The organism is Gimesia maris (assembly GCF_008298035.1).
In the GTDB taxonomy this organism is placed as follows: domain Bacteria; phylum Planctomycetota; class Planctomycetia; order Planctomycetales; family Planctomycetaceae; genus Gimesia; species Gimesia maris.
In genome coordinates this window covers 1,822,160-1,847,717 of sequence record NZ_CP042910.1, presented here as the reverse complement: position 1 = coordinate 1,847,717, position 25,558 = coordinate 1,822,160, and the positions used below count along the sequence as shown (strand labels likewise).

Annotated in this window: 24 protein-coding genes; 4 read left to right on the top strand and 20 right to left on the bottom strand. The window is 49.9% G+C overall.

Annotated features, from left to right (window positions below; genetic code table 11):
- Nucleotides 1-33: 33 nt before the first annotated feature.
- From GmarT_RS07030 to GmarT_RS06975, 12 genes are all read right to left on the bottom strand, one after another.
- The gene (locus GmarT_RS07030) at nucleotides 34-393 is read right to left on the bottom strand and encodes a YciI family protein (protein WP_002648562.1); all 360 of its coding nucleotides are present in this window, start codon (nucleotides 391-393) and stop codon (nucleotides 34-36) included.
- Nucleotides 394-452: 59 nt separating this feature from the next.
- A complete protein-coding gene (locus GmarT_RS07025) occupies nucleotides 453-815 on the bottom strand; it encodes a YciI family protein (protein ID WP_002648563.1) in 363 nt (120 codons plus the stop codon).
- Between the two features lie 16 nt (nucleotides 816-831).
- Complete coding sequence (locus GmarT_RS07020; protein WP_002648564.1) at nucleotides 832-1,311, bottom strand: DUF1579 domain-containing protein; 480 nt, start codon at nucleotides 1,309-1,311, stop codon at nucleotides 832-834.
- A gap of 52 nt (nucleotides 1,312-1,363) precedes the next feature.
- Nucleotides 1,364-1,756, bottom strand: coding sequence for a YciI family protein (locus tag GmarT_RS07015; protein WP_002648565.1), 393 nt, complete (start codon nucleotides 1,754-1,756; stop codon nucleotides 1,364-1,366).
- 48 nt (nucleotides 1,757-1,804) lie between these two features.
- On the bottom strand, nucleotides 1,805-2,293 hold the full coding sequence (locus tag GmarT_RS07010) for a VOC family protein (protein ID WP_002648566.1): 489 nt from the start codon (nucleotides 2,291-2,293) through the stop codon (nucleotides 1,805-1,807).
- Between the two features lie 57 nt (nucleotides 2,294-2,350).
- The gene (locus tag GmarT_RS07005) at nucleotides 2,351-2,836 is read right to left on the bottom strand and encodes a VOC family protein (RefSeq protein WP_002648567.1); all 486 of its coding nucleotides are present in this window, start codon (nucleotides 2,834-2,836) and stop codon (nucleotides 2,351-2,353) included.
- 207 nt (nucleotides 2,837-3,043) lie between these two features.
- Complete coding sequence (locus tag GmarT_RS07000; protein ID WP_002648568.1) at nucleotides 3,044-4,315, bottom strand: RNA polymerase sigma factor; 1,272 nt, start codon at nucleotides 4,313-4,315, stop codon at nucleotides 3,044-3,046.
- Nucleotides 4,316-4,397: 82 nt separating this feature from the next.
- Nucleotides 4,398-5,258: a GntR family transcriptional regulator gene (locus GmarT_RS06995; RefSeq protein WP_002648569.1), complete on the bottom strand. Its 861-nt coding sequence runs from the start codon at nucleotides 5,256-5,258 to the stop codon at nucleotides 4,398-4,400.
- A 188-nt stretch (nucleotides 5,259-5,446) separates the two neighbouring features.
- Nucleotides 5,447-6,817 carry an alkaline phosphatase PhoX gene (locus GmarT_RS06990; protein ID WP_002648570.1) on the bottom strand — a complete coding sequence of 457 codons (1,371 nt, stop codon included), beginning with the start codon at nucleotides 6,815-6,817 and terminating at the stop codon, nucleotides 5,447-5,449.
- 760 nt (nucleotides 6,818-7,577) lie between these two features.
- Complete coding sequence (locus GmarT_RS06985) at nucleotides 7,578-8,738, bottom strand: MlaD family protein (RefSeq protein ID WP_002648573.1); 1,161 nt, start codon at nucleotides 8,736-8,738, stop codon at nucleotides 7,578-7,580.
- A gap of 89 nt (nucleotides 8,739-8,827) precedes the next feature.
- Complete coding sequence (locus GmarT_RS06980) at nucleotides 8,828-9,643, bottom strand: ABC transporter ATP-binding protein (protein WP_002648574.1); 816 nt, start codon at nucleotides 9,641-9,643, stop codon at nucleotides 8,828-8,830.
- A 36-nt stretch (nucleotides 9,644-9,679) separates the two neighbouring features.
- Nucleotides 9,680-10,522, bottom strand: a complete 843-nt coding sequence (locus GmarT_RS06975; protein ID WP_002648575.1) for an MlaE family ABC transporter permease — start codon at nucleotides 10,520-10,522, stop codon at nucleotides 9,680-9,682.
- Nucleotides 10,523-10,884: 362 nt separating this feature from the next.
- On the opposite strand from GmarT_RS06975, the gene GmarT_RS06970 reads away from it, so the two are divergent.
- Both GmarT_RS06970 and GmarT_RS06965 read left to right on the top strand, forming a co-directional pair.
- The gene (locus GmarT_RS06970; protein WP_002648576.1) at nucleotides 10,885-11,649 is read left to right on the top strand and encodes a leucine-rich repeat domain-containing protein; all 765 of its coding nucleotides are present in this window, start codon (nucleotides 10,885-10,887) and stop codon (nucleotides 11,647-11,649) included.
- A 132-nt stretch (nucleotides 11,650-11,781) separates the two neighbouring features.
- Nucleotides 11,782-12,738, top strand: coding sequence for a class I SAM-dependent methyltransferase (locus tag GmarT_RS06965; protein WP_002648577.1), 957 nt, complete (start codon nucleotides 11,782-11,784; stop codon nucleotides 12,736-12,738).
- Between the two features lie 25 nt (nucleotides 12,739-12,763).
- Here GmarT_RS06965 and GmarT_RS06960 read toward each other — a convergent pair whose 3' ends face one another.
- Nucleotides 12,764-14,026 carry a glycosyltransferase family 2 protein gene (locus GmarT_RS06960; RefSeq protein WP_149302503.1) on the bottom strand — a complete coding sequence of 421 codons (1,263 nt, stop codon included), beginning with the start codon at nucleotides 14,024-14,026 and terminating at the stop codon, nucleotides 12,764-12,766.
- A 645-nt stretch (nucleotides 14,027-14,671) separates the two neighbouring features.
- Between GmarT_RS06960 and GmarT_RS06955 the strand changes: the two genes are divergently transcribed.
- Complete coding sequence (locus GmarT_RS06955) at nucleotides 14,672-15,139, top strand: SRPBCC family protein (protein WP_002648581.1); 468 nt, start codon at nucleotides 14,672-14,674, stop codon at nucleotides 15,137-15,139.
- Here the strand turns inward: GmarT_RS06955 and GmarT_RS06950 are convergent, their stop codons facing one another.
- The 7 genes from GmarT_RS06950 to GmarT_RS06920 form a co-directional block, all read right to left on the bottom strand.
- On the bottom strand, nucleotides 15,140-16,825 hold the full coding sequence (locus GmarT_RS06950; protein WP_002648582.1) for a WD40 repeat domain-containing protein: 1,686 nt from the start codon (nucleotides 16,823-16,825) through the stop codon (nucleotides 15,140-15,142).
- On the bottom strand, nucleotides 16,822-18,096 hold the full coding sequence (locus GmarT_RS06945) for a DUF1501 domain-containing protein (RefSeq protein WP_002648583.1): 1,275 nt from the start codon (nucleotides 18,094-18,096) through the stop codon (nucleotides 16,822-16,824). Before GmarT_RS06945 ends, GmarT_RS06950 begins: the two co-directional genes overlap by 4 nt.
- A 54-nt stretch (nucleotides 18,097-18,150) precedes the next feature.
- Nucleotides 18,151-19,884 (bottom strand): DUF1549 domain-containing protein, encoded by a 1,734-nt coding sequence (locus GmarT_RS06940; protein WP_002648584.1) that lies wholly within the window; start codon nucleotides 19,882-19,884, stop codon nucleotides 18,151-18,153.
- Nucleotides 19,885-20,129: 245 nt separating this feature from the next.
- Nucleotides 20,130-21,800, bottom strand: a complete 1,671-nt coding sequence (locus tag GmarT_RS06935) for a PQQ-binding-like beta-propeller repeat protein (RefSeq protein WP_002648585.1) — start codon at nucleotides 21,798-21,800, stop codon at nucleotides 20,130-20,132.
- A gap of 11 nt (nucleotides 21,801-21,811) precedes the next feature.
- Complete coding sequence (locus tag GmarT_RS06930; RefSeq protein ID WP_149302502.1) at nucleotides 21,812-22,078, bottom strand: hypothetical protein; 267 nt, start codon at nucleotides 22,076-22,078, stop codon at nucleotides 21,812-21,814.
- A gap of 105 nt (nucleotides 22,079-22,183) precedes the next feature.
- Entirely contained in the window at nucleotides 22,184-23,569 is a 1,386-nt protein-coding gene (locus GmarT_RS06925) for a sulfatase family protein (protein WP_052301279.1), read from the bottom strand.
- 34 nt (nucleotides 23,570-23,603) lie between these two features.
- Nucleotides 23,604-24,098 (bottom strand): thiol-disulfide oxidoreductase DCC family protein, encoded by a 495-nt coding sequence (locus GmarT_RS06920; RefSeq protein ID WP_002648588.1) that lies wholly within the window; start codon nucleotides 24,096-24,098, stop codon nucleotides 23,604-23,606.
- Nucleotides 24,099-24,378: 280 nt separating this feature from the next.
- Between GmarT_RS06920 and GmarT_RS06915 the strand changes: the two genes are divergently transcribed.
- The gene (locus GmarT_RS06915; protein WP_154931381.1) at nucleotides 24,379-25,356 is read left to right on the top strand and encodes a vWA domain-containing protein; all 978 of its coding nucleotides are present in this window, start codon (nucleotides 24,379-24,381) and stop codon (nucleotides 25,354-25,356) included.
- Nucleotides 25,357-25,558 lie beyond the last annotated feature (202 nt).

The window sequence follows — 25,558 nt, the reverse complement described above, 5'->3', positions numbered from 1 at the left end:
TCGAACATTCATTATCGGATTCGACATTGCGGTCTATTTTTTCACTGGGATTTCCGGCAACTCGAAAATGGGCCGAATCTCCACAGTCCCTTTCTTCGCCGGTGGAAGACGACTGGCAATCGCGATCGCCTCGTCCAGATGATCGACATCTATAATATAATATCCCCCCAGCTGTTCGGTGGTCTCTGCAAATGGACCATCTGTCACAATGCGGCGGTCCTCACGAACCCGCACACTGGTAGCCGTCGAAACCAGATGTAATGGCGAAGACGCCAGGTATTGGCCTTTGTCATTCAACTCATGACAAATCTGCATCGATTCTTCCATGCAGGCAGACCGTTCCTCTTCGGTCCAGTTTCTTTCTTCACCATAAATCAGCAGCATATATTTCATCGTATTTACCTTTAGTACTTCGATAAAAATCAATAACTCACGTCAAATTGAATCCTGTTTTATGATCTCGATTCAGGCAGATCAGTAAGTTCAACCACGGGACGCACCTCAACGGTACCGACTCTTGCTCCGGGAATACGACGTGCGACTGCGATGGCAGCATCTATATTTTTTACATCCACCAGAAAATAACCTCCCAGGTGCTCTGTCGTTTCGGCAAAGGGACCGTCAGTGATAAGTGCCTCTCCTTTACGAACTCGCACACTCACAGAGGTCGTCACAGGTTTCAAGGGAGCAGCGGAACAATATTGTCCTTCCGCATCCAACTCATGACACAAAGCGACCGATTCCAAAGTCGCCAGCTTCCGTGCCTCTGCTTCCCAGGCATCTGCTTCTGCATAAACCAGTAACATAAATTTCATAACCAGGCTGCTCCACTCAGGTTTTTCGACGGTAGTGGGAAGTCACTATCTGTTGCCACTTTCCTTCATCAGTCAGGATTTCACTTGTGAGTATCCAATGTGAATCATCGACCAGTTCAATTATGTCTTTATAAGACGTCATCCCTTCACCGTGAAAATTCGGCCCCTCTGTATTCAAGATGAGCTTCTTACCCTCCGAAATAATACCACTGGTGTATAGCCAGAGATGCGTCATCATGGACCCGACGAATGTTCCCGTGTAACAACTCTTTTTCGCATCGTAGCCTAAAGTCATCAGCGTTGACCAGCGGCCTCCCTCGGGTTCCTCTCCACTGCCTTCCAACAGATACCACATTCCCTCCATTGAGCGACACCTGGTTTCACCTGTTGACTTATGCAGCGGCTCTCCCGGCCCCATCTGGCATTCCGCTTCCGTCAACCAGTCTCCCAGCAATGGCTCCAGCCAGCTATGTTCCGCCTGGGGTTTTTCAAACATCGTACTATCCTTTTGTCAGTTTAATAAAAAGTGACTTTCTGATCTCTGCCTTTCAGGTATTCCCGGCAGCAGTATCACGTGCCTTAATTAAAGCGTTGATCTCATCATTCGCAGGCCGGATTTCAAAAGGCCCGAAACGAACACCTGGATGCTTTGACATCAGAGCAATGGCATGATTCAAATCCCGGGCCTCCAGAAACAGCAAACCACCAATCTGCTCTTTGGTTTCCGCGAATGGCCCATCGGTTACAGCCACCTGCCCTCCTTTCATCCGCAGTGTCACAGCCCCTTCCGCATGCTGTAACGCTTCGCCTCCGATAAAGTGACCGCCTCGTCTGAGTTCGTCATCGTAAGCAAAACATTCTTCCATGAATCCTGCCATTTCAGCTTCCGTTTTGCCTTCCATGGTTGCATCATCGTAGTAGCCCAGACAGACAAATTTCATCTTTTTCTCCCCAGAAATGTATATGATCTGATCGTGAAATTTATTGAATTACAATGACTCTCCAGCCGCAGCCTGTTGCAGACGTGCAATATCCAGTTTTGCCATCTGCATCAATTCCTGCATCACCCGCCCGGGAACAGCAGGATCGGGATCTGACATCAACTCAGGCAATATACTGGGAACGATCTGCCAGGAGAGTCCGAACTGATCTTTCAACCAGCCACACTGCCCCGGCTCTCCACCTGCAGATAACTTTTCCCACAGCTCATCGATTTCACCCTGGGTATCACAGTTCACAGCAAATGAAATCGCTTCGGTAAATTGAAATCGGGGGCCGCCATTCAAGGCCAGAAACTGCTGACCTTCCAGTTCAAATGCAGCTACCATGACAGACCCCTCAGGTCCCGGGCCTCCTGCGCCGTAATAATTGACATTCAGTTTCTTTGAGTTTTCAAACACCGACAGATAGAATTCCATCGCCTGCTCGGCATTGTCATTAAACCAGAAAAATGGCGTAATTTTCTGCACCTTGGACATGATCCAGATTCCTGATGACTGGAGTAATAAAGAAGCTGAAAACAGACAATAGAAAAATCAACCCTGGCTGAACATCGACTGCATACCTTCCTGAATTTCTTCCAGACTCAGATCACGCACATGTGTCGCGATCGCCCAGCAATGCCCGAACGGATCTTCCACCTGCCCGTAACGATCTCCCCAGAACATATCAGTCACAGGCATTTTCAATGTGGCTCCCGCTGCGACTGCCTGCTCGATCAACGCATCTGCGTCTTCCACCTGCAGATGCAGTGTCACAGGTGAACCGCTCAATTCTTTGGGACCTTGAATGCCACAATCGCTGTTCGCATCCACCAGCATTACCTGCGAATCACCAATTTTGATACAGCCATGCATCAGCCTTCCATTCGGTCCAGGCATCCGCATTTGTTCGACTGCACCAAAGGCCTTTTCATAAAATGCCATCGCATCGGCCGCACCGTCGCAGACCAGATGTGGTGTGACCGTATGCATGCCTTCCGGAACAGGTTTGACGTCTGTGTTCTGTTTTGCTGAATTCATGTTCTCGCTCCATTGATCATCTGAAATATGATAAACCGTATTTACTTCTGCTGAGAATTAAATACCTTATTTACCCAGTAGTCGAACGTGCCCCGGCGAAATCGACATTCAGGCAGAAACATTTTTCATTTTGAGAATAAGACGCTTTCGACAGGGAATCACATCCACATAAAACCAGCAACAGCAATCCCTTACGTATCGATGACTTTACTGAGACTGAGCCTGGATGTGCGTCAGTTCCTGCAGGCGCTTTTCCAGAAACCGAGATTCTGCTGTCTGATTCGTCAGGGAGAGTGCTTTCCCATAAGCGGCTCGGGCTGCCTCAATCTGCCCCAGTCGTCTGCAGAGATCAGCGCGGGCAGCATAAATCAGATGGTACTCCTTGAGATCTCCGCGAATCAGAATCGCATCAATTAACTGCAAACCGGCTTCTGCACCATCACGCATCGCAATTGCCACGGCGCGGTTCAATTCAATGATCGGCGTTGGATTGGCCTGTAACAGCAGATTATACCAGGAAACGATACGTGACCAGTCAGTCTCCGCGCTGCGTGAAGCGACTGCATGGGCGGATGCGATTGCCGCCTGAATCGTATAACTGCCCACTTCACCGGAGGCAATCGCCTGCCCCACCAGTGCTGTTCCCTCCCGGATCTTTTCCTGATCCCATAACGAACGATCCTGATCTTCCAGCAGAATCAGATCTCCGTCAGTAGTCGAACGGGCTTCACGACGCGATTCGTGGATCAACATCAACGCCAGTAAGCCTTTCACTTCCGGGTCTTCCAGCAGATCCAGCAGCAGACGGCCCAGTCGAATCGCCTCTTCGGATAAATCTTTACGTGTTAGAGAATCGCCTGACGAAGCTGAATAGCCTTCGTTGAAAACCAGATACACGACTGTCAGCACAGCATCCAGCCGCTCAGGCAAATCAGCCCGGTTGGGCACAACATAGGGAATGCCCGCATCACGGATCTTCGACTTACCCCGTACGATTCGCTGCGCCATTGTGGAAGGCGAAGTCAGAAACGCGCTGGCGATTTCCTCCGTTGACAAGCCACACACTTCGCGTAAGGTCAGCGGAATCTGTACCTGAGGTGCAATCGCCGGGTGACAGCAGGTAAAAATCAACCGCAGGCGGTCATCTTCGACCTCAGTATCCGACTTCTCGGCATTCAGACCGGCGATGCCTTCCAGTCTTTGTGCCACTTCAAGCTGTGCTTCATCAAAGCGGACACGACGGCGAATATGATCGATGGCTTTAAAACGCCCAGCTGATACCAGCCACGATCGGGGATTGGCAGGAATTCCATCACGGTCCCACTGTTCGACCGCAGCAGCAAAAGCTTCATGCATCGCCTCCTCAGCCAGATCAAAATCACCAATCAGACGAACCAACGTCGCAAAGACACGACGTGAATCCGTCCGGTAGACTTCGTCGACTTTCTCGCGTATTTCTGCAGAGGAATATTCACTCATCTGACTACTTCTTTTGTCTCAGACAGAAACGGCGTTCTTAAGCAAATGAAAAATACAACCTGGCGCGAGAGATGGGTCGGATTTATTTTTCCTTAATGATCTTACTCAAAATCGGATGATTATCCCGAATATGATAGGACAATGCCTTACGTGCCGACCGCCAGTCCTGCTCGATTAAAGCTGTCAGGATGGCCTGATGCTGTCTGACCGTTTCAATAGCGGTTTCCCGGTCCTGATCTTCCCAGTCAAACAGGATATCATAATACCTGCCCTGTCGCTGAAAAAAGTCTTTGATGTAATAATTACCCGCTTTTTCGATCAGATATTCATGTAAAGAATTATCGATCTGTACGTCTTCTTTCGCAGACTGTGGAATGACATTACCGTCCAGGATCTTCTGCAGGTCTGCTTCCTTAAGATGAGGCTTCGCCAGTTCCAGAGCTTTAAGCTCCAGCAGTTCCCTCACTTCCAGAAAGGCCTGCATGTCTTCCTGGCGAAACGGCCTGAGCCGCCAGCCACGTCGCGGAATATGATCCAGAATGCCGGTCCCCGCCAGGCGGTTTAAGATAATCCGCAACGAAGAACGACTGATTTTGTATCTGCGGGCAGTCACCTCTTCACGGATATCGACCGGCTCTCCTTTCAGGCTGAGCTTCACAAAATCATTCGTGATCACTTCAAACATATCCGCCGGCGGTTCCGGTAGCGCGGAACTTTGCCCCTGTTTGAGAGGTTTGATCTGCTCTGCATTTCGAACCAGTCTGCGGTTCGTTCCTTTCTGTAGCAGGCCTTCCTCTACCAGTTCTGCCAACGCGATTCGAACCGGCGAGAAACTGACCTGGTAATGTTCCGCCAGTGATTCCAGAGTCAGTTGGGCGGGTAGTTCCTGACCGCTCCGCAAGCGAATTTCCAGGTCGTTCTTGATGTAGTTCTTGAGAGACATGACGCGATTCTGAGACCAACCGTCTTTCTGGTGAAGTGCTTAAAACAAGGAAAAATCAGTAAACCAGAGGCGAAAGAATACAGGTTCTCCGTGCTGTCCAGTTTACAATTCACACTTCCCGTATGAAAGCCTACACCTTCAGAAAAGCATAAAACACTCTCTCACAGCTCATTCGACAGCCCACTCGACTACACGCCCAGCTCTTCCCAGGGGCCGGTGATCGCAAACGTCACTCCGGGATCATGTATGTTGACAAACAGCCATTCTCCATCCGGACTGAAACAGGCCCCCGCCCATTCCCCACCGCTGAAATCTCCAGCAAGTGACCCGTGCTGACCGGATTTCAACTGAATGTTATTGACGGCAACTGTCTTCAATTCTCCTTTACGCGAAAGGGCGTGCAGACGCAGAGGTTTCAAATCAGCGTCTTCGCACAGAATCAGACCGCCTCGGGGACTGACTGTTAAATTATCCGGACTGTCCAGAATCTCATGGCGCGGTGATTGAAATACCAGCTCCAGAGTCTGTGCTTTGGGTGAATAAGACCAGACCTGACCCAGTCCGGCTTCGCCTCCATTAGTGCAGTTAAAGTAGACAACACCATCGCCAAACCAGCAGCCTTCCAGACGACCAAACGTCGTTGCGCCTTTGTCTTTTCCCTGCGAGTAGACCCCGAGACCGTCTTCTTTGCCCGGCGTATTGCGACGCAGGGGATCTTCAATATCAACCCATTCTGCTTCGTAGCGAATTCCAGTTCTGGCGCCGGTTCGCAGATCATCTTTTCCTTTGATCTTAATCATCTGCAGACGGCCTCCTTTCGTCAGCACCTCAGGTTCGTTCGGCAGGAAGCGATAAAAACCGGCGGTGTCACGGTCCTCGGTTTCGTAGATCGTGCCTTCCGCAGGATCAATGGCGAGTGCTTCATGGACGAAACGCCCTAATGCCTGCAGAGGTTCGACCGTTGCTTTCCCTTCTGCAGGAACTTCAAAGACCCAGCCATGATGTTTTTCATGCTCGTACTGCACATCCCGGAAACTTTCCTTCGGGCCTATCACTGTTTCCTCGCAGGAGAGCCAGGTATCCCAGGGAGTCGGTCCGCCGGCGCAGTTCTGCACGGTCCCTGCCAGGCTCGTCCAGCTCCTCAACCACTTCCCGGATTTGACATTGAACTGCAGATTGGCACAACCACCGCCTGCCTTGGAATCAAAGGTCAATTCCGCCGGACCAAAACTTTTCGCCCCCTTGATTTCGTGATTTCGACAAAGCGTTACGATATCACCGGTCTGGGAAATCACTCCCATCCCATCATGACCTTCCGGCGTGATTACACCGTCAGACATCACATCCCCTACCCAGCCGAATGACTGGTACCGAAACCCTTCAGGCAGCTTTAATAAAGGCAACCCTGTTGTTTCATCCCGGATCGGGTTGAGACCGGAATCACTTTTCTCAAGCCCTTTGGCTTCGACTGCTGACAGAAAACGAGAAAAGACAGTACCTGCTGCAGGAGCAGCAATCGCTGATTTAAGAAATAGACGCCGCGATGAGGATGTACGCACGAGTCCCTCTGTGAAACTGGAAAGCAGGACATTGTGTCAGATTGTGGTTCCGAACATAGAACCCGGGGAGAAAATGACACTTTCGCAAAATAATACAAGGTTTTGTTAAGTTTTAATGAACAAACAATGAAGACTTCCAAACCCGTTCTTCTTATTCGCATAACCAGAATTTCTTGAACACAGAGAGAGCCTCTGTTGGGCTCGCTTTTCAGTAACACATATGACCAGTAGAACTCTATTTCCGCTGAAAACATTCAACTTGACCCGCTCCTGGCATTCAGCATACTTCCCTTGTTTTATGCGTCGCGCGCGTTGCTCTTTTTTTCACAATGTGAGAATTCATTCACACCTGCCGTTTCTTCACCAGTAAAAGTCCCTGAAAACAAGGCATTTTTCTTAATTTCGAACTTTTCAGTCAGCATCCATTCACTCATATTTCTGTCATTTTTGCCCCATTTCAAACCCTTTCAGTACCACTTTTATGCTTTAACACGCTCCAAGTCACACCAGCCTGAGGACAGCCTCGCACTTATCAAAGTCAACCGACCTGGAATTCAGTATCGAAATTCCAATCTTATTGCTGCGGGGAGGCACTCAGGCGATAACTGATCTGCGCATCAGCTCCTGCTGAATTTCCAGCCTGGAAAATCTGCACCATTTTACCAGTTGCGCAGCAGCCAGCGGAGATGAAAAGCCGACAGTACCATCAGAGAGCAAAGCCACCTCAATCAGCGAGTGACCTGCTGGAAAGGCCGCTTGTCTAGGGGCCTTTTGAAGAAGGAAACGAGAACCCGGACTGACGGACTCGGGAAGGTTGCTGCTGAGGTTGGTCCCCGGCTTCCTTCAATCCCGAACTCCCTTTCATGGCGCCACTCACACCCAGCACTTCCGGATGGCGGGCAATCTTATCGCTGAAGATGCGAATGTCCCGGGCAATCGGCTCCAGGTTATTCAACAACACCGTCAGTGAGCTGGCGGAACGGTTCATATTCCGATAGAGCTCCGGATCCGAAATGAATTTTTTCAGTGAGCCATCCCCCGCATTCAACGCCCGCGAGAAGGAATTCAACTCTGCCAGAATGGCGTCCAGTCGGGTCAGACTGCGATCCATTTTAACCACCATCGACTGACTGTGCTTTGCCAGCGGGTCAGTCACCTGGGAAAGATTATCCAGGTTCTGCCCGGCTTTCTGCACCGCAATTTCGACTGATGCAATCGTGCGTTGCGTGCTTTCAATCATGGCCGGCATGGCAGCCATTGAACGTTTCAGATTTTCCTGCTGCACGGGGTCGGCCACCAGGTGATTCACACTGGTCATCATCTGGTTCATCTTACGCATCGCCAGCGAAAACTCTTCCAGGGAAGTTGCTGCCCGTTCGATAACCACGTCCAGGTTGCCCTCCTTGGTCTCCATCAGGCGATTCATATTACTCGCTACTTTCTCCCATTCTTTACTGGTCGTGGAAAACGCATCAAGGGTCTTGGTCACCTGTTGCTCCATACGATAGACGATCTCCATCGGATCACTTGACTCACGTCCCACCAGTCGGTCGCCGGGATTCAGGAATTCGGAACTGACGCCGGGCTCGATCACAATTTTCGAGTCCCCCATAATCGAACTGACGATCTGCGGACTGGCATCTTTGCGCAGATGTTGGGACTCGCTGATATTCACCAGCAGCATTACTCCCGTTTTACTGTCACTGGTAATAATTTTATCCACTTCACCAATCCGGATCCCGTGGCGCACGACAGGGGTACCTTGATGCACGCCTGAAATCGACTCGAACCTCATGGCGATCGTATATTTTTTCTTCCACAGTGTTTCCAGTTGGCCGAACTGAAAAATCATTCCGGCTCCCGTGATCATTGCAGAAATCACAAACAGTCCTACACGAAATTGAATCTGGCGGTCCGTCATAAATAACCTCTATTTTGATCTCATCCTTGAGATCAATTACTCTGGTCTGGTTTTAAAAATTACTTTTCTCTGTCTCGGAACAATCTGGCTCAGCTGGCTTCGGCCAGTTCACGAATCCGGTCACCGGCCTCGCCATGGACAAACTGATGCACCCGGGGCAAGTCAGACTGAAACGCTTCCTCTGCCGTCCCCTCGAACACAATCTGATCTTCCGTGGCATTCAATCGGGCCAGCGGATACAGCATGATAATCCGATCAGCGACCTTCTTGACAGTGCTCATGTCATGTGTCACGACAATACTGGTTACCGGACGACTGGCACGTGTCTGCAGAATCAGCTCATTAATCACATCAGTCATGACCGGGTCGAGCCCCGTGGTGGGCTCATCATACAGCATGACTTCAGGTGTCATCGCCAGTGCCCGGGCCAGGCCGACCCGTTTCTTCATCCCTCCGGAAAGTTGAGCCGGTTTTTTCTGACTGATACTTTCAGACAGTCCCACTTCCCGTAATCGTTCGACTACGATCTGATCGATCTCTTCTGTTTTTAATCGCGTATTCTGTTTCAATCCGAAGGCCACATTCTCATAAACGGAAAGACTGTCGAATAACGCTGCTCCCTGGAACAGGTAACCGATCCGCAATCGATCCCGATGCAGTTCGCGCGGACTGCGATCAGCAATCGAACGATCATTCCACAGAACGTCGCCCTGGGAAGGTTGCAGCAGGTTCATGATCATTTTCATGGTCACACTCTTACCACATCCACTCTCGCCGATCACAACCAGCGTTTCGCCGCGACGCACTCCAAATGAAACATCGCGCAACACCTGCTGTGTCCCGAACTGGCGGGACACATTCCGCAGTTCAATCACATATCCCTCGTTGGCGGTTCGATCATTCATGGTATATAATTTTCTGTTCGATTTCGAACGGAGACGTTATCTGAGGACCCCTGGATAAACGGACTGCATGAAGTGATAGAAGTTCACAATCGTGACCCCCAGCAGAAAGTCCAGAATCATGATTACAATAAAGGAATACACAAACGCTTCTGTCGCCGCCTTACCCACTCCCTCGGCACCTGCACCACAGTGAAAGCCCCGGTGACAGGAAATCAGTGAAATCGCGGCACCAAAGAAGAAACTCTTGAAGATGCCCCCCATCACATCGTAGGCATACACAAACTGTTCGGAATAATGCCAGTAATAAAAGGAATCCACGCCTAAGATCTGCGTGCTGAAAAACCAGCCTCCCAGAATCCCGACCGCGTCGGCCACAATTGTCAGCAGTGGAATCAGTAAACAGCAGGCAAGAAATCGGGGAACCACCAGATAATGAATCGGGTCTGCTCCCAGCGCACGCAATGCATCGATCTGTTCGGTCACACGCATCGTTCCCAGTTCCGCCGACATCGAAGTTCCCACACGACCGGCCAGCATGATCGCCGCCAATACCGGTCCCAGTTCTTCCACCAGCGAAATGGCGATCACGGCACCAATCTGATTTTCCAGATGCATTAACTTAAATTGATCATACGACTGGACTGCCAGCACCATGCCGATGAATCCACCTGTGATCAGGATCACGGGAATACTCTGAATCCCGATATGGTACATGCACGACCAGAGATTGCTCCGGGGAGGTAGCCGGGTAATAATCCATCCCAGCATTTCCCAGCCAAACAGAAACAGATCCCCCAGCAGGCAGACCGTATTAATAACTCCACGTCCCAGACCATGAATCAGGGTATCTCGAGGGACTGAAGGAGAAGCAGATGACATTAATTCTTTCCAGTTCAGACTTTACTATTCTATTAACAGAAACTTCCGCGGGCGGAAGGTTAATAGATTTTTGGATTTGAATCGAGACCATTTCTGCTTTGCCGGCTCAATATACAAATGGGGGGATTTTCTAAGCAGAAGGACACATTTTGAGAGTTGAGTCTTTCCGTACGACCGTTTCTCCTGATAAAATGCATCAAGATCAGTTGAATTGATAAATTGGGGTGTATCTCCATGTCACATATTGATTTAATGCACATCACTCACTCAGGATACCGGTCGATCTGATTGGCCAGACCGTGATGTGCTACCCACTTTGACACCAAATCCGATGAACAACAGAGAAAGTAAGGATAGGTAAAATGAGATTTTTTTCTGTCGCGCTGATTTCCGTTATCTCGATCACTCAGGTTGCTAACCTGTCAGCCGAGGATAAAAAACCAGATCCCGCTACCGAGCAGGCCAAAGCCAAAATCATCGCCGCCGGAGGGTCCGTTCTGGAACTGGCGCAAAATGATGACCGACTCGAAATTGCCTTCCACCTGTCAGACCAGAAAATCACCGATGAAACCCTCAAAACCCTCGCAGGGCTCTCGAAAGTCGATTCACTCAATCTGCGTGGCACAGAAGTGACTTCCGCCGGACTGGCACAATTGCAGCATCTGAAAGCTTTAACTCACCTGCACCTGGAAAAAACCAAGGTGAATGATGCCGGTCTCAAGCATCTGCAGCAACTTCCCAATCTGGAATATCTGAATCTGTATGGCACCGAAATCACAGACGCCGGTCTTTCCCAGTTGAGTTCACTGAAAAAGCTCAAACGCCTTTATGTCTGGCAGACCAAAGTCACTCGCCCCGCGGGACTGGCGCTGCAGGAACAGATCACCGGCCTGGAAGTCATCGGCTTACCCGAAGAACCCAAACCGGTTGCAGCGGAAAAGCCAGAACTTCCCAAACCAGTAGAAAAGAAACCGGAAGCGAAAAAGACTGCTGAGAAAAAGCCGGAACCTGAAAAAGAAAAGAAACCGGAGCCCAAACCGGCTAAAAAGAAAGCCGAGAAGAAACCCGCTGAGAAACCAGCAGAAAAAAACGAAGCTCCCAAGCAAGCCGAGAAAAAAGACAAATAACATTTCAGGATTGCATTACCGTATAAAACGCAGGGCGCCCCCAGTCCTGCGTTTTTTGACATTCTACTGACGAACAACCTACTGACGAACAACTCACTCAAACTTTCGTTTCTCATTTTCAAATGGAATCGTATGGAACTACAGTCCGATCTACCGTGGCCACTGAATCAGAACTCGGATTTAATCGATCTGATCGCCAGTATCTCCGGGGAGCATAAACGGATTGTTACATCAAAACTCCTTCAGGAAGAAAAATGCCTCGGCTGGAATGTCAGAACGGATTTGCAGGACAGGCAGTTGCCACCCCATCACTGGAGCGAAGACCTGGCTGAATTTTATGCATCGACGAATGCATTTCTCTATGAAACTTCTGTCTGGAATCGCAGGCCGCTCAAACAGGAAATCCGCAACTGGATCTGTGACTATCTGAAAGCCAGTTTCCCGGAGCCACTGAAAATCCTCGCCTATGGGGACGGACTGGGCTTTGACAGCCTGCAGTGGTCGCAAACCAGACATGATGTCACCTACTTCGAAGTCTCCCCAGACTGTATTGCTTATGCACAGCAGGTCTTCAAGAAAAACAATGCCGAAATCAACATGCTCCAGTCCATTTCAGGTCTGGAGCCCGATTCGTTTGATGTGATCATCTGCCTGGATGTTCTCGAACATGTCCCGGAGCCGAGTTTCATCCTCGCCGATTTCACGAAGTGGCTGAAAGTTGACGGACTGTTAATTACTCACTCCCCTTTTTTTCTGGTACATCCCTGGTACTCAACACATCTGAAATCCAATCAGAAATTCAGCGGCTGTACGAAGCTTTATACAAGCCTCGGACTGCAGCCTGTTCGCAGTCGCCTGTTCTGGGATCCGATTGTATTGAAAAATACCAGGCAAGCTTTCATCAGATCAAAAATCCCCTGGAGCACCAGACTGGGAGGAGTGCTCCTTGCGCAGGGACGTGGCTACAATGGAAAAATCCACTCATTGATTGCGCGACTCAAATCTCAGGGACATTCACACTGGGTCAATGATTTGAAACAACTGCTGGAACAGGAACAGGCAGGAACGCTGGAACTGCCTCCTGCCTGATGTACCGACTGCCAGCCAGACAATCTCAGATGATCGACGAATTTGTCTGTTCGGTTTGCTCTACTGATTTTTTTGCAGGCTGATAAGGCTCATAATGCACGATCTGTATCTGAAAGGGAGCCGCCGCATTATAAATAACACCTCGCCAGCGAATACGTTCTGTTCTCCTGGCTGCTAACAACGCCGCGCAATAGACAAGCAGAGTCGGTATCAGAACAAACACAGCGGTGAGTGGCAGGCGTTCCACATTTACTCCCCGTTTTGCGATCAAACGTCTGATCTGCAGGTCCAGACGGTATACCACATATCCTACCGATCCGCTGGTAAACGCAATGACGCCAAGAATCATCCCCACCCAGGGCAGATTCCCCTGATTCAAAAACAATCCCAGTTGTGCAATCAGGGTCAATTCAGCAACCGCAGAAAACAGGCCGAGTCCACAAATAAACAACCAGCGAGAATGATAAAATCGGGCATTCATCAATTGCCTGGTCATGAATTGAAAACAGGATTTCAAAGACGTAGATTCCTCATTGACCATGGTGACAGCGGGGACAAACACAACTTTCTGATCAAGCTGGCCAGCCAGTGTGTTCAAATAGGTATCTTCCCACATCATCTTCGACCAGGCTTCTGCCAACCGGGGATTTCGAAAAACACGACCGCTGACCGCAACAGAACCACCCCAGACAATTTCCATCGCCAGCATTTGAATCACAGCTGCAGAATTCCAGATATACCGCACCAGGGTTCCCACATTCGCTTCTCGCGGCGCATACCACCTGATGCCGGAAGCGACGCCGACCTGCTCATTCTGCAGAGGCTGTACCAGATCTCGAAGCCATGTCCGGTGAGGTACTACATCTGCATCCAGCCAGGCAACCACTTCGACGTCTTCAGACAGATCTGATAACCCCTGGAGCAATGACTGATTTTTCAACCCGCAGTTCTCGCTTCGTGATTCCAGCACGCTGACCTGACAATGGGGATGACTGTGTTGCTCCAGATACTGATTGACAAACTGAAAGACAGGATCCTCTACGTGGTCCACAATGATCTTCACTGAATATTCTGGATACTCCTGATTGAGCAACCCCTCCAGGCAGTGTATCAGGAATGGATCATTGCCCCTCAACGGCAGGAGTACGATGGCCGGAGGTTGATATTCAGTCAAATCGGCACCGGAACGGTTCTGCTCATAAAGCCGAAGGCAGCCCCGTCCCCAGTACAGGTACATGATCCCAAAGTACACGAGCATCAGGAGGCACGGTATTGCCAGTAAGTACATTCAATTGGCCCTGGTGAGTTTAAAATTGCAACACGATTATGAAACGGATCAGCTCCATCTGAAGCGCAACTCTTCTCAGTCGGGAGTCGCGCGATTGCTGGAATTACCGATTTACGAGAAGCTCCGCAGAGCAGATGCTCTGCCTTCCTCTGAATCGAGTTATCCGGAATCAATTTTATCTGAGAATTAACTGGCGGGGCTCGCGTTCACGCAGCATCCTACAGCGGCATTTGAGGCATTGCAATAAGCAATCTGCAGAACAGCAGACCTGAAAATGAAACCGGTTTTCACAGTCAGCAGAACCTGATCTTTAAGGTTCCTTCCCCTGCCAGATCACTTCTGCCTCACCTGAACAGCCAACTGGACACAGTTTCGTGTTCGACCAGATTAAATAAAATTTCAGCATACAGTTGCAAACGTGACCACACCGGAAGTAAAAGCATGATAGAATGCTGCGTGAGCTACAACTGGAAATTCACCATTGATACTGGTGATCGACTTGAAGACTGTGTCCCGTTTTACAGTAGCGTCTCCAGGGCTATTTGGACCAAGTAGAATTAGTCAGGGGACGCTATGGTTAAATGTGATGCGTTTTAGATTTAAATCCCAAGCGACAAGTCACGATCAACCGGGGAGAGAGCGGCTTTGGAAATTACACACCATCAGGAAATCATCGCACCGATTGATCTTGTTTTCAGTTACCTGAATGACGATGAAAAAATGAAGCTCTGGATGGAAGGGCTGGAATCGGTTGAATATCCCAGGGGGAAAAAACCAGAAAGTAAAGCAGGGACAAAGTTCATCCATTCCATTAAAGAAGGCCTGAATACCCAAACATACAAAGGGATCATTACCGAATACGAACCACCGTCGCTGCTCGCTGTGAAACTGTCCCATCCCGCACATCGAATCAAAGTCACATATGAATTAACTTCACTCGGCAGAAAAACGGAACTGGACTATCACTGCGAGCTGGAATACACATCCTTTTATTATCGCTTCATGGGAGTGTTATTCAGCTGGTTTACAAAGCGAATTCTGAAATCACAGCTCGCAAAACTCAAACAGCTCGCAGAACAGGAATCGGTGCGGCGTGTCCCTCCTGCAAATTAATCACTTTTTTTTCTTTGCCTTGTCTTTCGTTCTGGCTGCCAGCTCAGTCGGCGTTTCAGGGCCCAGATGATAGAGGCGTGCTGTCTTGTCAAAACAGGCCACACACATCCGCAGACCATCCGGATGGAAATCCAGATCATAGGGCACACTTTTGATTTTTTCCGACGCGAATGGTTTTTCTTCCCCCAGTTTCCAGAACCAGATCATCCCAGATGAATTTCCGCCAACCGCGGTGATAAAATCGTTTTCGGGATGAAAGCGGACGCCCCAGCAGGTTCCTTTAAAGTTATCATCGGGTGACATGATCGCCAGTCGTTTGCCGGTCGCCCAGTCAAACAGAATCACGGTTGGCACCCCGATTCCGGCGAAGGCATTCGAAACTTCACCGATCCCGCTGATAGCGAAATATTTGCCATCCCGGCTGATATCCATACCTCGGACGCCGCCAATATGCCCATGAAAAGTCTTATCGTATTTATAAATTGCACTTCCGTCGAAATCACGCACCAGTGCCCCGGTTTTGACATCCCACTGTTTCAGATTCCCACGCAAATCTCCTGAAATCAGCCAGCGGCCACTCGGGTGAAATTTCACGTTATATACCTGATGTTCGTGACCTTCCAGGGTCCGGACCAGCTTCGCCGTCCTGACCGACCAGAGTTTCACCAGGCAGTCATTTCCTCCTGTCGCTACCAGAGTTCCGTCAGGGCTGATGGCCACTCCGCGCACATAACCTTTATGGGCCGCAACTAAATGTTGTGGTTTGGGTTGATCCGACTCCAGATCCCACCAGGCGATCTTCCCTTCATACGCGCCCGTGATCAACAACGGATCAGAACGCCCTACATCAAATCGGCGGACCCAGCTCTGATGTCCCAGCAACTCCGTATTCTCCGCACTCACCAGATCCCAACGGTTAAAAGCGGAACCCTGGGCGCCTGCCAGCAGGTAATTTCCATTCGCGTCGATCTTACAGGAATACAACGGACGCGAATGGGAAAACGCAGCCACTTCACGAAATCGCGTGGGATCTGCTGCAGGCGTCTGCTTGCGAAACAGCTCAGCGAATTCCTGAAACTGACTCTCTTTCTTCTGTTGATCCGTCAGTATTTTTTCAGCTGCTCCTGACTGCTTTTTCAAATCTGCCTGCTGCTTCTGCTTCTCAGGCAGCGACTGTTCCAGCATTTTCAACTGCTTTTGCAGTTGTTTCAGTTCCTGTGAAAGTGTTTCAGCCTTGAGTTTCGCGGCTTCAGCTGATTCATTTGCTTGAACTTCCGTCTTTTTGTCGTCTGATTTCTTCTCCGAAATCGCTTTCAGTTGCTGTTGCAGCTGTTTTAAAGCATCCGTTTCGGTTTTGATCTGCTGTTTTGCATTTTGAATCTCGGCCTGAAGCTTACTGATTTCAGAGTCGGCCTGCTTCAGTTCTGCAGTGATCTGGTTGACGGCTTTCGCTTGAGCGTCAGTAAGTTTTGACGCTTTGGCAGCATCCTGTTCCGCAAATTTTAAAGCAGCTGGTAACTGCGTTGGCCCATGAATGAGGATTGGCTTAACTGCCTGGAGCGGAGATTCGGCAGCAGATGTTTTATCAACTGATTCATCCGCCGTCGCTGGAACCGTTCCACAGCACAGCATCGCCACTGTCTGCAGACACAAGAATTGAAACCGCCGCGCTGGTAATCCACTCACGCCAGAATCTCCTTGATTGCTTCAGTCTTGGGATCGGCTTTGGCAATCGGTTGACCATTGGGATAAAACTCTTCTGTCGAATCCAGTCCGACCGCCTGGTAATAGGTGTGGAACAGATGCCCGCCATTGACTTCACGATCAATCACTTTGGTACCGGTCTCATTCGTCTTACCTGAAACCGCGCCCCCTTTGATTCCGGTTCCGCCCACGGCGATGGACCAGGCTGTTCCCCAGTGATCGCGGCCTATGCGCGAATTAATTCGGGGTGTACGACCAAACTCGCACATGCAGATAATCAGAGTATGTTCCAGTAGCCCCCGATCATAGAGGTCCGAGATGAACATCGCAAAAGGCCGATCGAATTCCCCCAGTTGCTCGATATGAAAATTGAAATTCTCGGAGTGAGTGTCGTAGTTCGTATGGCCCACTTTGACAAACGTCACGCCTTTTTCAATCAACTGACGCGCCATCAGACAGTGTTGACCGAAATCGTGTTTGCCATAGCGTTCCACATCTTTATCAGAAAAATGACTGAAGTCAAAAATATCCCGCCGGGACATCAACGCCGCCGCCTGATCGAACGACTCATTATAGACTTCGGTATGCGCGGTTTTGCGTTTCTGTTCAAATCGCTGACTGACTTTACTTCTCAGACTCCGCCTGAGCGCGTCTCGCTCCGCCGTCATGGAAGAATGCATCTCCAGATTCGCTGGCGCCTTACCTCCCGACAAAACCAGTGGTGCATGGCGGGGTCCCAGAAATGTCGCTTCCTTAGAAGACCCCCCGGCTCCCACAGAAATATACCCCGGCAGCGGGCTGTCGGCGGGAGACAGATGACTGGAAAACGAGGAACCCAGGTATGGGTATGCAAACCCGGGCTGTTCTTTCCGCCCGGTCTGCATAATGTAGGCTCCTTTGCCATGATTGTTTTCTTTGGTGTTAATCCCCCGCACCAGCGCAAGATGGTGCATCTGCTGCGCCGTGTAAGGCAGCAGTTCGCTGATCTGCACACCAGGTGCTGACGTGTTAATCGCCTGGAAAGGGCCTCCTGTTTCCGTCCCCGGCTTGGGATCCCAGGTCTCCAGCTGACTCACCCCACCGGACAGCCAGAACACCACCACCTGCTTCTGTTGCGCAGCCAGTTTTTTCGCTGCCTGCACCTGGGTCATTCCACCGAAGCCCAGCATACTTAATGCACCAGCGGCAGAGCCACCAATAAAAGAGCGACGCGTCAGTGATTCATGTGATCCACAAGCATAGTTACAACGCATTGTCACACCTTTTTCCTGTATTCCGTATGTCGGACTGTATTTCAATCTATTTGATCAGTGATTAAAGCGAAACTCCGATGACATTAACAACGCCCAAATCAGATCAGTGACGACCACTGCCCGATCTGACCCTTTTTTCCCTGCCAGTAGCGTAGTCACTTCTTGCTTTTCAGAGGGAAGGGGTGATCTTGTCAGGACGCTGAGGTACAGTTCTTCTGCCAATTTTGCGGTTTGATCCGCTGGAATTTTCATGAGTCGATCAGCCAGATTTCCCGGCCGCGCCGGCAGAATCACCTGAATCCGCTGATCATTGGACAGGTATAAAATCTGATCTGCAGTCGCTTCGAATTCTTTAACGGGCTCACCCGGCACACCACCAAACAGGGATACAAACTGTCTTTCATAGCCCAGCAGATTTTTCCGAAGTGTTGCTTCACTCAACTTCGTTTTCAGACTGTTTCGATGTACTTCTGCCAGTCCGGTCGCTTCCATGACCGCCCAGGCATACTGCTCCGGATTCAAAGGCTTCATCAACGCGTGAGTGAATTGGGCATCGGACAAGTCATTCGCCGTTTTATCCTCAAACAATTCGTTGGCACTCGAGCGCTGATACGTTTTGCTCAGAACGATTTCGCGCAGATACCATTTCAGGTCATACTGATGTGCCATCAGTTGATCTGTCAGGACATCCAGCAACTCCGGATGTGAGGGAGGATTATCCGAATGGTCTGCATCAAGAGGATGGACGATTCCCCGTCCCAGCAGCATCGCCCATAATCGATTCGCCATTGTTCGCGCAAAGCGGCGATTCTCTCTGGTAATCGCATTGCCCAGTTGAGCACGACGGCTGTATTTGGGAATCGGTCGAACATCCTTGGCCGGTTTGACTTTATACTCTTCCCCCTTTTTAAATGTGGGTTCAGAAATCTTTTTGCTGTCAAACACAGCGGGCAGTGTTGTCTCGGGACCTTTGGAGGTTTTGTCACGAACTTCAAATACCGATTCAAATTTGACTTCGCCTTCGGCTTTCTCCGCAAAGACTGTCTGCTTCTTCTTTTTGTCCGTAAACACAAAGCTGCGAATCAGAAACGCCGAGATCCCGTAGTAATGATCCTGTTTCCAGTCCGCAACTTCCGGGTGATCGTGGCACTGGGCACACGTCAGGTCGGCCCCCAGAAAAATTCGACTGATATCACGCGTCAGTTCGTTCACTTCGCCACTGCGGGCCAGATAAAATCGGGCTTTTGCCTGGTGCGCTTTATCAGAGCCATCCGCTGAAAGAATTTCACGTACCAGTTGATCCAGCGGTTTGTTCTCAGCGACGGAGGTTCGCAGGTATTCTTCCCACGTGCTGACATTGAAATATTTCTTATTCATCCGCTGCATCAGCATCACATCCAGACGCTGCGACACAAAGCGGGCGTACTCGGGAGAGTTTAACAGCTGATCGACCAGAACCGCACGTTTGTCGGGCCGTTGATCATTCAGAAAACCTCGCGTCTGTTCGATCGTCGGAATCCGCCCCGTGAGATCAAGGAAGATCCGCCTCAGAAATTCTGCATCGTCACTCAGTGGAGACGCCAGCCTGGCATAATCGGCATGACGGTTCTGCACAAACTTGTCGATTAACACATGCAGAGCAGGACCAGCGGATAGGTTCGGCTTTTGAGCTACCAGTGCCTCATCAGCAGACTGTGACAGATCTGCGGCCATGACGGAAAATGATCTCACCGGGAGGTAGAACACAATCAGCAGCAAAACGTAAACTCGCATGTTCGCGCGAAACATGGGTCTCCTTTCTTCCGTTCTCTGCAATGTCGTTCAGACAGTCTGGCCGTCTGAGGCGGGACGTAGCGAAACTCAGTCAGTTTCAATACGTTGGAGGAAGTCAAAACACATAGGTGGGTGTTTATTTATCGTCTATTGTGCAACCCCCGCTCCACTCCGTCAAGTACAATCCGTAGATCTTACTTAGCTTTACACGATTCCGTTCAAGAGCTGAACGAACGAAAACAAAGCTTCAAAAGTTCGCTCTAACGATCCCTTTTTTTAATGGGAGCTCTTTGCGAGTTCTTTGAGATGTCGTAGCAGGCAGCCATTTCACTGTTTCGCACAAATAGTTTGCCGTGAGCCAAAGCGGGATGATTCCAGGTCTGTCCGCTGATCGCCTGAATTTTCGCCACCTGGAAATATTCGTCAGGATCCGCTTTCACCAGTTCCACGCTGCCATCCTCTGCCAGAATCAGCAGCATTGAGCCTGCAAGCAGCATCTGACCATAACCATAGCGTCCTTTTTTCCACATTCGTTTCCCATTCTCCAGGTTAAAACAGGTCAGGATGCCTTCATCCAGTCCGTAAACGAATCCATCATGCATCACTGCGGAATTGAATTTCAGTTTGGGACTGTTACTTGTCCAGACTTCTTTCACTGTCCAATCCTCTCCGGACTTTTCAATCAAAAGTCGCGCCGAACCAACTCCATATCCTGAGCCGATAAAGATCGAGGAATCATTTATCACAATTGGCTGGGCGGCGTTGACGCCCGCCTGGTTCGTCCAGGGATAGAACCACAAGGATTGACCGTCAGCCGGCGCAAAACTTTCCAGCCCTTTTGCATGAAACACCAGGATCTGAGGCACTCCCTGTAATTCTGCCAGTTGGGGAGAACTATAGCTCGATTTTCGGGTCCCCCCCGACCAGACCTGCTCGCCGGTCCGTTTATCAAAAGCGATGATCGAACGATGGCCCAGCTCGGATGGATCCACAGCCAGCCCCTGGTTCACAATCACCAGATTTTCCCAGATCAACGGGGAGCCGGACATACCCCATTGCAGATTGTTCTGATTCTGTTCTTCGAGCAGATCGTGAGACCAGACTGAAATACCGGTAGCCGCTTCGAAACAATGGAGCACTCCCGTGCCCCCCACTGTATAAAGAAAACCCTGATCGAAGGTCGGAGTCGCGCGCGGCCCGACTCCCCCCAGAGTCTCTTCAAAGCGTACCTCATCTTCAGAAACCCAGAGTTGATTTCCACTCAACGCGTCATAGCAGACTACGACTTCGACGTCGCCTCGCTGCTCCTGCGTAAAAGCCCGATCACCGACAATGCAGAACGATCCCCAACCTGCACCGACCGGATGCTTCCAGATCAATTCGGGAGGATCTGTTTTCCAGTCGGTTCGAATGAACTGCTCATCCACGATCCCATTCCGGCTGGCACCCCGGTAGCCGGGCCAGTCCCCCGGGACCACATCCGGAATCTGTCCCGATGCTTCCCCGTTTGCGACAGATTTGTTATTGATCTGTTTGAAATATTCTTCTGCCCGTTCTTCAGGAGTCGGCGAGAAGCGAAATCGAAACCGGGGGACCATGTCCCCCTCAAAACTTTCCACGCGCAGCAGGCCAAAGAACAGAACGAATGCCAGAACGGCACCGCCAAGACCCTGGAAGCGTGTCTTCCAGGCTAAACCTGAAAACAGCAGCCACCAGATGAGTAAGCCCACCAGGATATTGCGGATCCCTTCATAGACCGAGAACACCTGGTAAGTCCGGTCTGGTGCCAGTCGAAACCAGTTAAAAACAATCGCAGCGATTCCGAGCAGCAGAATCGCCAGTCCCCATTTCCAGCGAAACGTGCGCCGGGGTATTTCAACAGATGTTGCCTGATCAACTTCTGGTTCGGTCTGTGGCCCGCTTTCATTCATGCAACAGCTCGTTATTTTTTAAACAGACCCACATAGGCTTTGACAACACTGGATGCCGGCTCCAGATCCGATTTCACAATCCGTGCCAGTGGTGAATAGATGACTTTCACAGATCGGGAAAATGGAGGAAACTTCATCTTACCTTCGATCCAGACCATTGGCCCCGCCAGTAAAAAATAGAGCATCAGTAACGCAAATGCACACATCACAACAACCCCTGTTTTCTGCAGAGTCGTTGTCTGTTCCACATCGGAAACCGGTGTCAGCTTTGAGTTCACAGGTGCGTCCATAATTCAACTCGATATTGTGAGTAGCTTCATAACAGTCTTACCCGAAACTCATTTGGGACGTTTCAACAAATATCGGAATTGATTCAGGGCCGACTACTTTTTACGGAAGGCAGGCAACTGCTGACCGGTTTCCCGATCAAATTCATCCGGTCGACGGGTGCGAGGCAGTCGGTCATGAGTCTCCTCCTGCCACTGATCCAGGGCTGTTCGCAATTCCTGTTGAACTTCGGCATACTCCGGATTTCCTGCCAGATTACGTAATTCATGTGGATCTGTTTGTACGTCATAAAGTTCCACTTCCTGTCGGGGAATCTGAAAACAGCTTTGCTGATCTTCGGTCAGTTTCCCCGCGTCACGCAGTTCCAGCATTTTAACGTACGTATCACTGCGAACGGCATCTGCAGGTGGAGTTCCCGGAATATCGGTGTAGAAATTCCGAATGTATTTATAGCGCGGCGAACGGACGGCTCGACCAAAGTCTTCAAAGTCATGCCAGTTGTGCTCTGCAAAGATTAAACCGCGGGTGGTTGCTTTCGGATTCTTCAACAGTTTGCGGAAACTTTTTCCCTGAAAAGTTTCTCCGACTGGCAAACCTGCCAGATCCAGTACGGTCGGCGCAAGATCGACCGAGCTGATCAGGGAATCAGAAACGCTCCCCGCTTTGACTTCAGCAGGCCACGCGACAATCCAGGGAGTTCGAATTCCGCTGTCATACATGGTTGTCTTGCAGCGGGGAAAAGGACGCCCGTTATCACTCAAAAAGATAATCACCGTGTTGGACGCCACCTTCTGCACATTCAGTTCTTTACGCACATTGCCGACGACGCCATCCAGCCTGGCAATCTCATCATAGTATAAAGCCAGGTCCCCCCGTACTTCCGGTGTGTCGGGCAGATAAGGGGGCACGACGACATCTTCATTGGTATGCGGTCGGTCAATAATATTCCGCTGATAGGGTCGATGCGGATCAGTAAAGGCAAACCACATGAAAAACGGCTTCTCTTTCGGTCTCTGCTTCAGTGTCGAAACCCACTCGTTCATCTTCGTCGTGACCAGATCGAACTTACTTTCCGTAGGTGTCCCCAGATGCCACTTCCCGGCTGAAGCGGTATAGTAACCGGCAGCTTTCAGTTTCTCGACAAAAGTTAGCTGGCTGGCGGGCAGGGGTAGATGGAGCTGATGCGCTCCCGTGCTGTGTGGATAGCGGCCCGTGATAATACTGGCTCGACTCGGACTGCAGGAACTGCAGGTCAAATAAGCATGGTTAAACTTCATGCCATCCTTAGCCAGCTGATTCAGATTGGGCGTCTGAATTTTGGGATGCCCATAAGCACCACAGTCATCCCAGGCCATGTCATCCGCAATGAAAACAATAAAATTGGGCTTTTCCGTCGGCTGCGTTTGCGCTGAAACTTCCCCTTTCAACCCCATGAATACCAATACTGTCAGCAGGAAGCATTTCAACGGCATCAATCGCATAACGGTCTCTTTATCAACTTAAAATGGAATTCGTTTAAGGCAGGATACGGGCACGCTCATCAGGACCTGGCATTCGGCAGGTATCATGTTTACCAAACAGGCGATAGCGAACTCTCGCAATCAGTCGATATCCCAGGTCCCGGATCGGAAGTGGAACGCACCACAACAACCATCCATAGAGATTCCAGGGAAACCCCAGCAGCCACAACAGCCTGACGACTGCCGCAGATCGGCGATAACAGTGTGCCCCATCCGCAGTCCGGAAGATAACCGTATCGACACTTGCCAGATCCTGCTTATTTAATAATTCGCGTGCAGTTTCTCCCTGGAGAGGTGCATAATACAACCGTGCCTGCCGATCTCGAATCATTGCAAAATCGACACTGGAATTACATAAACCGCATACCCCATCAAAAAACAGAATCGGCTTCTCCACCAGACGACACGTTTCCGTCCCTTCTGTATGAATGTCCTCAGATACAGCAGAGTCAGGAAGATTGGGATCCAGGGTCGTTACTGATTTTTTCATGTGGTTTTGTTTCTTAATCTGAAACACGATCCAGCTTGCCGAAAAAACGTACTTTACCTGTAATATTATACGTAATAAGCATTTATCTCCAGCCGTATTTTACTGCATTCGTGGGAATACCGGCAAAACGCTACGCCACACACTCTGCTGACGCCCCCGTAAGTCCGATTCATTGAATACTTCTGTTGTTTCCTCAAAATTAACGCTAGAATCAGAGTAGCTAACCTGCCGATTTTACTAAAAGCAGGCTTATCTCTCGTTCAATCCGGTCAAGAATACCATGCAGCCCCCATCCTCACATTCTGATTCACAAATGCGCTGGAATCAGGGTCTGGGAGTCTCTACGCTGGTTCACCTGCTTATTATTGGCAGTCTGTCGCTGATTTTCGAACATCAGCTCGATAGACAGCGTTCAACGTCAACAGATACCATCCAGACCCGCTGGACGCCCACACAAGATCAACAGGAACCAGAAATACAGGAACTGGTACCCGTCGTCATCCAGAAACAGAGCCCCAGTAACTCTGCTCTGCTTTCCAGATTACCTCTGATCGCTGACCGTACTTCTGCGCCAGATCCTGAATCCCAGTCATCGTATCTACAGGGCCCCCTGCCCCAAGCAACACAGTTTGAAGAATCGCTGACCACAAAATACGGTTCAGAAATTGTCGGCGCACTACTGACCTCGACAGCCCTCGGAAATGGAGAAAACGGTTCTGACTCGGGAAATGGGAATGGGAGGTTTTTCGGAATCAATCCGCAGAGTAAAAAAATCGTCTACGTGGTCGATTCATCCAACAGTATGAATTTCCCACATGAAAGTGAGGGAAAAACCAGGCTGGGTCGCGTCAAACTCGAACTGGCACGCGCGATCCACTCCATGGACGAAGATCAGCAGTTTTTTGTAATCTTCTTCAGCGACATGGCAATCCCCATGCCCGCGCGTGCGTTACAACCTGCCACAAATCAGGCAAAAAAGAAATATCTCAACTGGGTTGCCCGAGTACCCGGTATCGGAACAACGGAACCCTATCAGGCGTTACTGCTGGCTCTGAGTTTGCAGCCGGATACTATTTACTTTCTGACCGACGGTCAATTTGACCCGGTGATCGTGAAGTCCTTTAATAAAGTCGCTGCGCAGAAATACCGTAATCAGAAAGTTACGGTGAATGGTATCTGCTTTGGCAGCCTTGAAGGAGAACAGACCATACGGGAACTGGCAGAAAATAATTCGGGGACGTTCACCTTCATTCCCTGACCCTACAACAATTGAACATACATACACACCAGGTTGCCTCTCGTAGATTCTTTAAAGCCATTCAATATCTAAGTCTTTACAGATAAATACTTTTTGGAATAGTATGCCCCTTGCTTTTCTATCATCGTGTTTTTTCGCGTGATATTTTGGGCCACACTTCGCCTTCTTAGAAGTGATCAGTTTGATTGCTTTTCTTTCAAGT

Coding starts and splice junctions, on each gene's coding strand:
- GmarT_RS07030 (WP_002648562.1), bottom strand. CDS start 393: ATGAAATATATGCTGCTGATTTATGGTGAAGAAAGAAACTGGACCGAA.
- GmarT_RS07025 (WP_002648563.1), bottom strand. CDS start 815: ATGAAATTTATGTTACTGGTTTATGCAGAAGCAGATGCCTGGGAAGCA.
- GmarT_RS07020 (WP_002648564.1), bottom strand. CDS start 1,311: ATGTTTGAAAAACCCCAGGCGGAACATAGCTGGCTGGAGCCATTGCTG.
- GmarT_RS07015 (WP_002648565.1), bottom strand. CDS start 1,756: ATGAAATTTGTCTGTCTGGGCTACTACGATGATGCAACCATGGAAGGC.
- GmarT_RS07010 (WP_002648566.1), bottom strand. CDS start 2,293: ATGTCCAAGGTGCAGAAAATTACGCCATTTTTCTGGTTTAATGACAAT.
- GmarT_RS07005 (WP_002648567.1), bottom strand. CDS start 2,836: ATGAATTCAGCAAAACAGAACACAGACGTCAAACCTGTTCCGGAAGGC.
- GmarT_RS07000 (WP_002648568.1), bottom strand. CDS start 4,315: ATGAGTGAATATTCCTCTGCAGAAATACGCGAGAAAGTCGACGAAGTC.
- GmarT_RS06995 (WP_002648569.1), bottom strand. CDS start 5,258: ATGTCTCTCAAGAACTACATCAAGAACGACCTGGAAATTCGCTTGCGG.
- GmarT_RS06985 (WP_002648573.1), bottom strand. CDS start 8,738: ATGACGGACCGCCAGATTCAATTTCGTGTAGGACTGTTTGTGATTTCT.
- GmarT_RS06980 (WP_002648574.1), bottom strand. CDS start 9,643: ATGAATGATCGAACCGCCAACGAGGGATATGTGATTGAACTGCGGAAT.
- GmarT_RS06975 (WP_002648575.1), bottom strand. CDS start 10,522: ATGTCATCTGCTTCTCCTTCAGTCCCTCGAGATACCCTGATTCATGGT.
- GmarT_RS06970 (WP_002648576.1), top strand. CDS start 10,885: ATGAGATTTTTTTCTGTCGCGCTGATTTCCGTTATCTCGATCACTCAG.
- GmarT_RS06965 (WP_002648577.1), top strand. CDS start 11,782: ATGGAACTACAGTCCGATCTACCGTGGCCACTGAATCAGAACTCGGAT.
- GmarT_RS06960 (WP_149302503.1), bottom strand. CDS start 14,026: ATGTACTTACTGGCAATACCGTGCCTCCTGATGCTCGTGTACTTTGGG.
- GmarT_RS06945 (WP_002648583.1), bottom strand. CDS start 18,096: ATGCGTTGTAACTATGCTTGTGGATCACATGAATCACTGACGCGTCGC.
- GmarT_RS06940 (WP_002648584.1), bottom strand. CDS start 19,884: ATGTTTCGCGCGAACATGCGAGTTTACGTTTTGCTGCTGATTGTGTTC.
- GmarT_RS06935 (WP_002648585.1), bottom strand. CDS start 21,800: ATGAATGAAAGCGGGCCACAGACCGAACCAGAAGTTGATCAGGCAACA.
- GmarT_RS06925 (WP_052301279.1), bottom strand. CDS start 23,569: ATGCGATTGATGCCGTTGAAATGCTTCCTGCTGACAGTATTGGTATTC.
- GmarT_RS06920 (WP_002648588.1), bottom strand. CDS start 24,098: ATGAAAAAATCAGTAACGACCCTGGATCCCAATCTTCCTGACTCTGCT.
- GmarT_RS06915 (WP_154931381.1), top strand. CDS start 24,379: ATGCAGCCCCCATCCTCACATTCTGATTCACAAATGCGCTGGAATCAG.